Origin of the sequence: Paracoccus sp. NFXS7, assembly GCF_040148865.1 — a bacterium.
In the GTDB taxonomy this organism is placed as follows: Bacteria; Pseudomonadota; Alphaproteobacteria; order Rhodobacterales; family Rhodobacteraceae; genus Paracoccus; species Paracoccus marcusii.
In genome coordinates this window covers 52445-63526 of record NZ_JAKEKV010000013.1, presented here as the reverse complement: position 1 = coordinate 63526, position 11082 = coordinate 52445, and the positions used below count along the sequence as shown (strand labels likewise).

Genomic DNA, 11082 nt, shown 5'->3' with positions numbered 1-11082 from the left:
TTGGGGAAGAAGGGCTGGAGCCGCGCCATCTGCGCGTCGGTCAGCCAGAAAAGGTTGCTCATCGATCAGGTCTCCTTGAGGAGCCTGAATCATGCCGAACGCGCAGGATCAATGGGTCCTGACCCTAACAGAGTAGAAATGTTTTGGCTGTATCACCATGCTATTCCTCCGGCTCTGCCCTCCTCCCTGCGGTGCCGGTGATACAACAGCCCCCGGCCCGCCGCTTTTTCCTCCTTGCGGCCAGGACCGGGGGGCTCTTCCTTCGGATTACGATTTCTCCAGTCCACCCTTCACGGCGACTACAGAAAACAAAAATATTTGAGGCTAGGGGAACTTTAAGATGGGGCCTCGCCTTTAGATTGCTTTCTTCACGAGTTCGTAAATACATATCTAAAACCCCCGCCCGATGCTTCGTGAGGGGGTTTTTGCTGGATAACAACCGTCATGCTCATGAGTGTTACAGAAGTTACCATTCGCGTTGCAGGACTAGCCGTGGCGCGGCGTATCCGGACGATTCGATAGGTTCGAATTCTGGATGACCGTTGGAGGTGATCGTGTTCAGCCTTAGTGGCGTTCCCATTGCCAGACAATCATCGCCGATGTGAGTTGCTGCTGGAGTAGCGTTTGGCACAATGGTCATGCCGCCGTTTTACCTGACACTCAGGCGGTTGCGGTTTGAGGTGCGATGAACTCGCATGAAGTGTCACTAACAAATAGGAAATACTAGTGATTTGGGTATAGCGCCGTCCCTCGATTTAACGTCAAGCGCGCGCGGTGATCTGCTTTGCCGGTTGCGCCTCACGAAGAACGTAGCCTCGGCCCCAGACCGTCTCGATCATGTTTTGCCCATTCATGGCGTCGGACAGCTTCTTGCGCAGCTTGCAAACGAAGACGTCAACGATCTTGGCCTCCGGTTCGTCGATCCCCCCGTAAAGGTGATTCAGGAACGCTTCCTTGCCGATGACATTGCCCTTGCGCAGACTCAGCAGCTCAAGAATTTGATACTCCTTGCCGGTTAGCTTCAGTTCCTTGCCCCTGATTTCAGCCGTCCGCGTATCAAGATTGATCGTAAGATCTCCAAGCTCGACCATCGCTTGGCTATGCCCCTTGGACCGACGGATGATTGCCTGAATGCGAGCCTGCAGTTCCTGGTGGTTGAACGGCTTTGTCATGTAGTCGTCTGCGCCGAAGCCAAATCCCCGCAACTTGCTCTCGGTATCGTCCGAACCGGTCAGGATAAGAATGGGGGTGTTTATCTTCGCGATGCGGAGATGGCGCAGGACGTCCATACCGTTCATGTCAGGAAGATCGAGATCTAGAATGATGAGGTCATACTCATAGTTCTTCGCAAGATCGATACCCTCCTCCCCCGTGCCAGTCATAAACACGCCGTGCTTCGCAGTCGTCAGCATGAGTTCGAGTGCTCTAGCGGTACTGGCATTGTCCTCCACCACAAGAATCTGCATGGCTGGTCCTTTCTGGTCTTGCTTGCCGTAGGACGGTCGATTTCCCTTTTATATGAACAAGCGTATACACCTATTGGTTGCATTCCAACTTAGGATATATCCCTGCCATTCCAACCTCAAAGCACCTATTTCTGGCGCTTGCCTGCGCACGCCATGAGTATCGTCCTCAAACTTACTGACGCCCCGGATCTCGACGACGGCAGGCTGAACTGGTCGTCGATGACACACCGGCAGTAGCATCCGTCGGTATGCGTCTATTGAGCTGTCGATCAACGACGTAGTCACGTCTGAAAAATCCTAACTAGAATTGGGCCAGACCATATCCAACACCTACCCGCGCATTCGGATCACTCTCAGGTTGGGCTGCACTCAGGACAAGCTTCTACGAATGATGAAACAAAGGGACCGGTATTCCTAGCGCGGCTGCCGACCATATATGCGCTTGGAAGCCATCACGGGCCGCCAGCAGGCCCTCTACAGCTTCGGAGGGGGTGTCTGTCCTGGCCGTCTTCGGGGGAATTGCGGCTCTGGGGGCCGTTCTGGGCATCGTGGTGCTGCTCCTAATCCAGAGGCGCGGAGATGCACGGGAGTTTGGGAAGTACCCTCTCACCTATTGCATGGCAGCAGGCGGACAAGTCGCGTCCACCAGCGATGGCAGTCGCTTCTGTGGTATCTGGATCGATCCACCAAAACAGACGGACTGATGGACGACTTGAGGGGGTGTTGCAGTTGCAGGATATGGCCGATGTCTACCGAAATTGCATTTCGGCATCCGTGCTGTGTTTTGGAACGTCTCCTAAGGCCGTTCTTTCAGACTTGAAATATGGTCACGTGCCCGGCTGGATCGAGACCTTGAGGCCAAGCGCCTTGGCGACCTTCATCACCGTGGACAGGGTCGGGTTTCCCTCACCGGAGAGAGCCTTACTGAGGCCGACCCGGCTCATTCCCACCTCGCGGGCCAGTGCCGTCATGTTCCGGGCTCGTGCCACAACGCCCAATGCACGGGCGATGTAGGCCGGATCATCGCCCGACTCATCCATGACCGCCTCCAGATAGGCGGCAATGTCCTCTTCCGTCTTGAGGTAATCGGCACTGTCGTAGCGGGCAAAGGCTTCTTCGGTCATCGTTCAACCCTTCCATTCTGCGGCCAGAGCCTTGGCCTGGATGATGTCTTTCTCTTGGGACGACTTGTCGCCTCCGCAGAGCAGCACGATCATAACCGGGCCCCGTTGGAGGAAATACACCCGGTAGCCGGGCCCGTAGTGGATCCGAAGCTCGGATACTCCGTTTCCGACAGGCTGGACGTCGCCCGGATTGCCACCGGCCAGCCGATCAAGCCGGGCCGCGATCCGGGCAACCGCCCGACGATCCTGCAGGCCGGTCAGCCAGCGGTCAAAAGTGGCACTGCGGATCAACTCGACCATTTGACAACTATAGTTGTCGTAGAGGGCCTAGGCAACTACGGCCCGTCGTTCTCGAAAGATCGGACTGAGGCGAAGTCAGACCAACTGCTGCTTCATGAAAGACATGATGTTTCTGGCATAGGCCGCATGATTTGAGCTCGGGACAGCGCTGGCCGCTATGAACGCGAACAACGAGTTCCCCTCGGACTTGTTTTCAGCCATCGACCATCCCTCAAACTCTCTTTCCGGCCCATAGCCTCTGTCCAAGACGACAGTGTTTTGGTGGTTCCGGTCAGACAAAATGTACTGTTCGACAATCGAAAGCCCTGTAGCAGGTCTCTCGATCCATTGATGGATGATCCCATCTTCCCAATGCAGGTATCCAGTGACGCCCAGCATGAAATTGCGGGCTCTGGCCTGCTCTAGGATACGCCGATAAGCATCATCCGACGGCATCAGTTCGGTATGGCTTCGATAGATCATGTAGTGAATCATCGGCCTCTCCAAAAACCGATCTCTCACATATGCACTGCTCGTCGAACACCTGAATTTCGGTATAGAAAAAGCCGCCAAAGACGGAAGGTCTTTGACGGCTATGACTCGTTATGCGGTCGCGACGTAGCAGGAATTCAGAGCACTTGCACTCGGCCTTGTTTTTCCGTGCAGTTTTCTGCCTGTCGAGCATAACCTTCGGGCTGATACCCCCCCTGCGCGGTCTGCCGCATAACAATCGCTCTACAGATTTTCGCTCTCGAAAGAGAACGGGCCGGTTCATGACCGGCCCATAGCCTTGCGCGATCTCAGATGATGAGATCGGCAGGCTCGGTTCCGGCCTCGATTGCTTCCCGGAACCAGGTCGGTTGCCGGCCACGCCCTGTCCAGACCTGATCCGGATTGCTCGGATTGCGATACTTTGGGGCGACGGGCCCCCGCTTCGTGGTTTTGACCTCCGCAAGCTCGGAGAGGGAAAACCCGTATTCACGGGCCTTTTCCTCAAGATCGCGCCTTGCTTCCGCTTTGCGGCGGTCATCATAATTGGCAATGGCCTTGTCGAGCTCCCGCTTCAGACGCTTCAGATCCTCAAGGCTCATGGTGTCGAAATCAATATCAAACATAGCTACCCTTACATTTTCGGTCGGCGCCCGAGTTATGTGCCATCAAATCTAAAATGAGGAGAGCATATAGACAGGAAAAAATATTTTTCGGTCATGCGTAATGTGCAATTACCCTGCATTTTAAGGCCGTAACAAAAATCTATCACATCTCTTGAACCCAAAAGTAAGAATCGAAAGTTCTCCATCCGGCGGGCTATGAGATCGTAATGCCTGTTCGGTTTTCTTTCGAAACAGGGATAGACAAAGTGATCCGTTCAGAGCTGCTGGCAAAGCTTCGACAGGAAAATCCTCATCTGACCGCGCTTGCCGCGGAAAAAGCTTTGGACACGATCCTGGACGAGATCGCCGAGGCTTTGAGCCAAGGGCACAGGGTGGAGTTGCGCGGGTTCGGGAGCTTCTTCAGCAAGGTCCGGGTCGCTCGTGTGGGTCGCAATCCGAGAACGGGCGAGGCAGTTGAGATAGCACCCAAGCGGCACATGCATTTTCGGGCCTCGAAGCAGATCCTCAAGCAGCTCAACCGCCTTACAACCCCCGGCTGATCCCCGCCCCCTGTGCCGGTCAAATCAGGTCGCATCTCGCTGAGGGAGGCGGAGCGCCTTTTCGAGGCATTCCATACCCGATCAACAGCATGACGCCCTCGAAGTGGTCGGCACCGCATTCTAGGCAGATCCAATCCTCGGCCAGCTTGCCTTTGCAAACCAAGCAAGGGTCATCCTCAACGTCGAAATCGAGAGGAAACGGATCGGGGACCTGAGGAGCGTCGGACATGGCCTGCCTTATCAAGGAAACCACGCTCAGTTTAGTGCATCTGGCGGTGCTGCGCTGACAGTTTCGCGACACTCGAACCAGGCAATCAGCAGCGTTAGCGGGTGTAAAAAATCACACTTCCATTTCTTGCCACTCACACTCCTACCCATGCTCCCACTCACACTCCTACCCATGCTCAATTCGTAAAGGGCAGGAACATCTTCAAACGGGTTCTGTTCTCTGCCCATGAAGAGCAAACGCACTCTCTTCATGGGGACCTTCGTTCACCTTGTTCGAAGGTCCCCTCATCATCTGGACAGTGCGTTGCTAAGACCCGCCGAACAGGACACGGATTTGTCGGGAACATTGGCACGCTGGTCCGGTTCGGAGTCATGACAGACATCCCGCCCCACCTGATCGAGCTGGCCCGAAGGCTGGAGGAGGCTTTGCACGCCGCCGCCCTGCGTCATGAAAAACAGATTGCAGATGCGGCGCACCGCAGACCCTCATGAGACAACCCCCGCGCGATCGCTCACACGGGGGTTGTTGGGCGCATAACACCTCATCCTGAAGTATGTCAGATCCAAGCTATCACTTCTGCAGATCACCCGCCAGATCCGGGCTGGCCGCGACGGCCCATGTCTCCACCCGCCCAGATCAGACTAAGTCAGCGCCTGTGTCGCATTTCAAGGTTAAGCCGCAGCAACAAACCCAGCCCCATCAGACGAAGACAAGGTCGTTTCCAAGCGCGTTTATCGTTGTATTGTGAATGATCAGGACGTCGCCGTGGCCGAAATCGAGGACAACAGCGGATCCGCTTTCCGAAGCGTAGGTACGAGCCTGCGCAAAGTTCGCAACTTCAAAATCAAGAAGCTGGATCGTGTCGATATCATCCTGAAAATCGAGAATGACATCGCGGTCAGATCCGCTCCTAAAAACAAAGGTGTCAGTGCCTGCGCCGCCCCTGATGCGGTCATTTCCGACACCGCCATCCAAGGTGTCGTTTCCAAAGCCCCCGGCGAGAATGTCATTACCGGCGTTGCCTTGTAGCAGGTCATGGCCATACCGACCGTAAATGGCGTCCACCCCGTATCCGCCTCTGATCAGGTTGGCTCCAGCATTGCCGAGCAGGTGGTCATTGCCTGCCCCGCCGTGAATGTTCTCGATGTTCCGGATGACATCGACGCCGTGACCTGTGGCCTGCGAACCGGTCACCGCTAGATCGAGCCTTGCCGCCCGGGTCTCGCCCATGAACGTGACCCAATCAACTCCAACACCCCCGTCCAGGGTGTCGTTTCCAAAACCGCCGTTGAGAATGTCATCACCGGCGTTGCCTTGTAGCAGGTCATGGCCATACCGACCGTGAATGGTGTCCGCCCCGTATCCGCCTCTGATCAGGTTGGCTCCAGCATTGCCGAGCAGGTGGTCATTGCCTGCCCCGCCGTGAATGTTCTCGATGTTCCTGACCACATCGACGCCGTGACCTGTGGCCTGCGAACCGGTCACCGCTAGATCGAGCCTTGCCGCCCGGGTCTCGCCCATGAACGTGACCCAATCAACTCCAACACCCCCGTCTAGGGTGTCGTTTCCAAAACCGCCGTTGAGAGTATCATTGCCGGCGTTGCCTTGAAGCAGGTCATAACCCTGCCTACCGTGAATGGTGTCCGCCCCGAATCCACCTCTGATCAGGTTGGCCTCAGCATTTCCCAGGAGGAAGTCGTCGCCTGCCCCGCCGTGGATGTTTTCGATGTTCCGGACCACATCGACGCCATGGCCTTTGGCCTGCGGACCGGTTATCGACAGATCGAGCCTTGCCGCCCGGCTCTCGCCCATGAACGTAGCCCAATCAACTCCAACACCCCCGTCTAGGGTGTCGTTTCCAAGACCCCCGGCAAGCGTATCATCGCCAAGACCACCCTCCAGTACGTCGTTTCCTGCAAGGCCATTGATACGGTCATCACCCTCGTTGCCTACCACCAGGTTCGCATCGGATGAGCCGATCAGGATGTCGTTGAAACGACTTCCCGTCAGATTCTCGATGCTGATCAAAGTATCACGACCTTGGGAGGCGCCGACATCTTGAGAACCTACCATTGAGAGATTGACCAGAACATTGCCCTGGGCGCTCAGATAGTCGGCCGTGTCGGTACCTTGACCACCGTCAAGGGTGTCGTTTCCGGGTCCGCCCACCAACGTATCATTGCCCTGGTTGGATGATACGAGGTCACCGGAAACCTTCATGGTATCGATGTCCGAATTCCACCTCAGATCGCTCAGAAGGCCGCCCGCAGAGAGGTTGGTGAAATCAATCACCATCGTTGTGTAAATGTCACCGACGGCTTCATTTCCTGAGATACTTACGATCCCTGAGTAATTTGCGATCAGGTTTCCGGCGATCTCTTCATATTCTGGAGCCAGTCTGAAAGGAAAGCCACTCAATGACCCTGGGGTAGAGCCACCGGACTGATCATCGCTGTCCAACGTCGTGTCAAATACAGAGTTGGCCGGCTGCAGATTAATTTGAAGCGATGCGAGGAGCTTTGTTGCCGCCAACTCATGCCAATCAAAACCAAAGGACATATCGACGCTGGTACCGGTAGCGCCGCCGTATGTATACGCATCCAAGGCGTGCCATCTCAAATTTTCTACTGATCCGTCAGCATATACAGCCGTGATTTGAGTACCTTCCAAATCAACCCCTCGCGAGGCCGTGTCTTCGCGAATACCACCGATGGTTTCGTACGGATTATCGTCTACTCTAACAATATCGATTGAGGGCATTTATCGATCCACTTTCTACCGTCTGAGCACGTTCTCAACGTGCGCTTTTTGAAGGCGAAGTAGATCAAGGCCACTCCGTCATAAAACCCATCAGCACGCACTTACAAATCTATTTGATGACCATGAGACTATAAATGTTTGCTGATCTGTTGTTCGGGTTCGCTGTTTGTACCTCCGCGCCCATGTCACAGTTAGGGTTTGATCTGCAAGAGTGAAGCAGTCTGGTAGAGGGACATAATTACCCATAGATGCGCTTAGCTTACTCTCACTGCGCTGCTCTCTCTGAGTATCAGCTGACCGGTCACAAGCACTTTCGTCGGAGCTTGGGTCTGACCACCGTTGATGACGCCGTCGAGCAAGCTGACCGCCATCGCGCCGATCTGGCGTTTCGGGACGTGTATCGTGGACAGAGCCGGGGACAAAAGGCTGCTCATAGGCAGGTTGTCAAAGCCCACGACCGAAACGTCCTCTGGGATGCGATGCCCCAGTTCCTGCAAGGCACGCATCAGGCCGTGGGCGACAATGTCATTCACGCAGAAATAGGCGTGGGCGATACTGTCCTGCGCGGCAAGGTGACGCTTGGCCTCGGCATAGGCTCCGTTGCGCCGCGCTGACACATGCAGGATGTCCTGCTCCCCGACCGTGATGTCCAGCTGCTTACAGGCCCGCGAAAACGCCTGTTCACGCAGCCGGAAGTTTGTCACGTCGGAACGGCTTCCGACGAAGCCGATCCGGTCGAGCCGGGACGCCTTGAGGTGCGACGCGACGCAGAAGACGGCTTGATCATTGTCCATGTCGACGAAATTCGCGGTCACGTGCCGGCAATAAGTGTCGATGAACACTACTGGCTGCTGACCTTGTGACAGTTTGAGGATGTCGTCCTCGGATAATTCGGTCCCCAAAATGATCTGACCTCGCCCGTCACCACCCGTGGCCAGCAGGGCCGCGATGTCCACGCCGTCATGGGCCACCACCTCAAGGTTATAGCCCCGGCGCGTGGCCTCGTGGGACATGCCGTCGATATAGTCAGAGATGAAGTGGTTGTGGTCGCGGTTTACCGTGTCGCCATGCTTTGACACCTTGAGGAAGCGAATTGTCTGCGACGCGTCCGCCTTAGTCTTGGACGGCCTGGGAGCATAGGACAGCGCCATCGCCGCAGCCAGCACCCGATCGCGGGTGACCTGCGTGATGTCGCCCTTGCCGTTCAGAACCAGCGACGCGGTCGTGGCCGACACGCCGGCCATGTCGGCCACCTGCCGAAGGGTTGCGGGCTTTCTGACTGGTTTGTCCATGTTTCGCACGCCCCCTCCTCTGGTCGAGACCACCTTCTATACAAGACCGCCCCAAGGCCAAGGCTGCTGTGACCCCCCGTTTCGACAAACCGCGAGGGCCCTGACAAATCCGTTGCGTGACTATTAACTTGCTGCTAGCGTTTTACTAAATCAAGCGAATGTTTTACTAAATCCTGGGGAGGAGAAATGGTGAAACGCGATGCGAACCTTGCGGTATTGTGCGTCCTGACCGTCGTCCTGCTGGCCCTCGGCGGGCTGGTGTCCGACGGCGCGTTCCTGTCCTTGTTCAACCTGCAGTCAATGGCGACACAGGTGCCCGAGATCGGCTTGCTGGCGATCGGCGTCATGCTGGCGATGTGCGCGGGCAACGGAGGCATCGACCTGTCGGGCATCGCGAACGCGAACATGTCCGGAGTCGCCGCGGGGATATTCGCCATTGCGACGGTCGACGCCGCCACTTCCCCCATGCTGTTCACCGTGGTCTTTGCCGTGGGATGTATGACGGTCGGCCTGATCGCGGGCATCCTGAACGGCATCATCATCTCCCGGTTCGCCATCACGCCAATCCTCGCGACCCTGGGCACGCAGATGCTGTTCACAGGCGTCGCGGTCGTGCTGTCCGACGGGCGGTCGTTGACCATCGGCTCTCCGGACCCGTTGTACGAGCTGGGCAACGGGGTCTTGTTCGGGATGCCGATCAGCTTTCTAATTTTCCTGGCGATCGGAGCGGTGCTGGCTGTGGTACTGCGCCTCACGCCGTACGGGATGCGCCTGATGCTGACTGGCGCGAACCCCAAGGCGGCGGTCTACAGCGGGTTCCGCGGGGTGCGGATCATCACCACCACATATGCGATATCGGGGCTGCTGGCGGGGATCGCCGGGATCATCATCGCGGCGCGCAACGTCAACGTCAAATGGGACTATGGCACGTCGTACCTGTTGGTCGCGATCCTGATCGCGGTGATGGCGGGGGTCCGTCCGCAGGGTGGCCACGGCCGCATCGTGAACGTGATCCTGGCAGCCGTCGTGCTGCAGCTTCTGTCCAGCCTGCTGAACTTCATCGGGCTGTCCAATTTTGTTCGAGATCTGGCCTGGGGCATCCTGCTTTTGTGTTTCCTGGCCGTGGCGCGGTTCGATCTGACCGACAGGATTGCCGCGTTCGCACCTTCCCGGCACCCCCCTCGCGCCGCGGAATGATGGGAGGATGAGGGCTTTCTTCGGAGGAGACAGACAATGACGACCAAACACCGCGCGCTGACAACCGGCCTGAAGGCCGCCCTTCTTACCACCGTGATGGGGGTGGCCGGCCAGGGGGCATGGGCGCAGGACGGCAAGGCCATCACCACCGTCGTGAAGATCAGCGGCATCCCGTGGTTCGACCGGATGGAGACCGGGGTCAAGATGTATGCCGAGCAGCACCCTGAGATGACGATTTCTCAGGTCGGGCCTGCCACTGCCGACTCTGCTCAGCAGTTGCAGATTGTCCAGGACTTGGTGGCGCGAGGCACCGACGCACTGGCCATCGTACCCATGGATCCGGGCGTGTTGGAGGGGCTGCTCAAGCGCGCTATCGACCGGGGGACCATCGTCGTGACGCACGAGGCCGACAACCAGGTCAACACGATGGCCAACATCGAGGCGTTTGACAACGCCGAGTACGGCACTGCGCTGAACGAGCGGCTGGCGGAATGCATGGGTCAAGAAGGCAAATGGACGACCTTCGTAGGGTCTCTGGGCAGCCGCACGCACATGCAGTGGGTCGGCGCAGGCGAGGAGAATGCCGCCCAGTATCCCGGCATGGAACTGGTCGATCCTAACAACGAGTCCTTTGACGATGCCAACGGCACTTACGAGACCGCCAAGGAGATCCTGCGCAAGCATCCGGACATCAAGGGCTTTCAGACCTCGGCCGGGAACGACGTCCTTGGCGTCGGTCGCGCGATCGAGGAGGCCGGCCTGACCGGTCAGGTCTGTCTTGTGGGCACCGGACTGCCGAACCCGTCAGCGGCCTATCTGGACAGCGGCGCCATCACGGCTATCGGGTTCTGGGACCCGCAAAAGGCCGGAATGGCAATGAACGAGGTTGCCCGCATCCTGCTGGAGGGGGGTGAGCTGGAGGACGGCATGGATCTTGGCGTCGAGGGCTATGAGGCGGTGTCCGTCACGCAGGGCGCCGGCGAAGGAAAGCTGGTTGTCGGCAACGGCATGGTGATCGTCGACAAGGACACCTACGCCGAACGTCTATTCTGATCTCGAACCATGACAAGGACCGCCCCGG

General features: G+C 57.3%; 10 protein-coding genes. 3 read left to right on the top strand and 7 right to left on the bottom strand.

The features are described 5' to 3' along the window. Positions 1-761: 761 nt before the first annotated feature. The 5 genes from ctrA to LZ686_RS16985 form a co-directional block, all read right to left on the bottom strand. Positions 762-1466, bottom strand: coding sequence for a response regulator transcription factor CtrA (gene ctrA / locus LZ686_RS17005; RefSeq protein WP_139598928.1), 705 nt, complete (start codon positions 1464-1466; stop codon positions 762-764). An 827-nt stretch (positions 1467-2293) separates the two neighbouring features. Continuing rightward, complete coding sequence (locus LZ686_RS17000; RefSeq protein WP_139086285.1) at positions 2294-2590, bottom strand: addiction module antidote protein; 297 nt, start codon at positions 2588-2590, stop codon at positions 2294-2296. A gap of 3 nt (positions 2591-2593) precedes the next feature. Continuing rightward, entirely contained in the window at positions 2594-2890 is a 297-nt protein-coding gene (locus LZ686_RS16995; protein WP_139086283.1) for a type II toxin-antitoxin system RelE/ParE family toxin, read from the bottom strand. A gap of 75 nt (positions 2891-2965) precedes the next feature. Beyond that, entirely contained in the window at positions 2966-3352 is a 387-nt protein-coding gene (locus tag LZ686_RS16990; RefSeq protein WP_349548542.1) for a BLUF domain-containing protein, read from the bottom strand. 317 nt (positions 3353-3669) lie between these two features. Then, positions 3670-3984, bottom strand: coding sequence for an H-NS histone family protein (locus LZ686_RS16985; RefSeq protein ID WP_139086277.1), 315 nt, complete (start codon positions 3982-3984; stop codon positions 3670-3672). A 245-nt stretch (positions 3985-4229) separates the two neighbouring features. Between LZ686_RS16985 and LZ686_RS16980 the strand changes: the two genes are divergently transcribed. Beyond that, positions 4230-4523, top strand: coding sequence for an HU family DNA-binding protein (locus LZ686_RS16980; protein WP_139086275.1), 294 nt, complete (start codon positions 4230-4232; stop codon positions 4521-4523). Between the two features lie 928 nt (positions 4524-5451). Here LZ686_RS16980 and LZ686_RS16975 read toward each other — a convergent pair. Continuing rightward, positions 5452-7512 carry a calcium-binding protein gene (locus LZ686_RS16975; protein ID WP_349548541.1) on the bottom strand — a complete coding sequence of 687 codons (2061 nt, stop codon included), beginning with the start codon at positions 7510-7512 and terminating at the stop codon, positions 5452-5454. A gap of 254 nt (positions 7513-7766) precedes the next feature. Continuing rightward, positions 7767-8804 carry a LacI family DNA-binding transcriptional regulator gene (locus LZ686_RS16970; RefSeq protein ID WP_349548543.1) on the bottom strand — a complete coding sequence of 346 codons (1038 nt, stop codon included), beginning with the start codon at positions 8802-8804 and terminating at the stop codon, positions 7767-7769. A 186-nt stretch (positions 8805-8990) separates the two neighbouring features. Between LZ686_RS16970 and LZ686_RS16965 the strand changes: the two genes are divergently transcribed. Continuing rightward, positions 8991-10001 carry an ABC transporter permease gene (locus tag LZ686_RS16965; protein ID WP_139086067.1) on the top strand — a complete coding sequence of 337 codons (1011 nt, stop codon included), beginning with the start codon at positions 8991-8993 and terminating at the stop codon, positions 9999-10001. Positions 10002-10037: 36 nt separating this feature from the next. Then, positions 10038-11054, top strand: coding sequence for a substrate-binding domain-containing protein (locus LZ686_RS16960; protein ID WP_218062310.1), 1017 nt, complete (start codon positions 10038-10040; stop codon positions 11052-11054). Positions 11055-11082 lie beyond the last annotated feature (28 nt).

Excerpts from the sequence above, each read along its gene's own strand:
- ctrA (WP_139598928.1), bottom strand. The coding sequence starts at position 1,466 with ATGCAGATTCTTGTGGTGGAGGACAATGCCAGTACCGCTAGAGCACTC.
- LZ686_RS17000 (WP_139086285.1), bottom strand. The coding sequence starts at position 2,590 with ATGACCGAAGAAGCCTTTGCCCGCTACGACAGTGCCGATTACCTCAAG.
- LZ686_RS16995 (WP_139086283.1), bottom strand. The coding sequence starts at position 2,890 with ATGGTCGAGTTGATCCGCAGTGCCACTTTTGACCGCTGGCTGACCGGC.
- LZ686_RS16990 (WP_349548542.1), bottom strand. The coding sequence starts at position 3,352 with ATGATCTATCGAAGCCATACCGAACTGATGCCGTCGGATGATGCTTAT.
- LZ686_RS16985 (WP_139086277.1), bottom strand. The coding sequence starts at position 3,984 with ATGTTTGATATTGATTTCGACACCATGAGCCTTGAGGATCTGAAGCGT.
- LZ686_RS16975 (WP_349548541.1), bottom strand. The coding sequence starts at position 7,512 with ATGCCCTCAATCGATATTGTTAGAGTAGACGATAATCCGTACGAAACC.
- LZ686_RS16970 (WP_349548543.1), bottom strand. The coding sequence starts at position 8,804 with ATGGACAAACCAGTCAGAAAGCCCGCAACCCTTCGGCAGGTGGCCGAC.
- LZ686_RS16965 (WP_139086067.1), top strand. The coding sequence starts at position 8,991 with ATGGTGAAACGCGATGCGAACCTTGCGGTATTGTGCGTCCTGACCGTC.
- LZ686_RS16960 (WP_218062310.1), top strand. The coding sequence starts at position 10,038 with ATGACGACCAAACACCGCGCGCTGACAACCGGCCTGAAGGCCGCCCTT.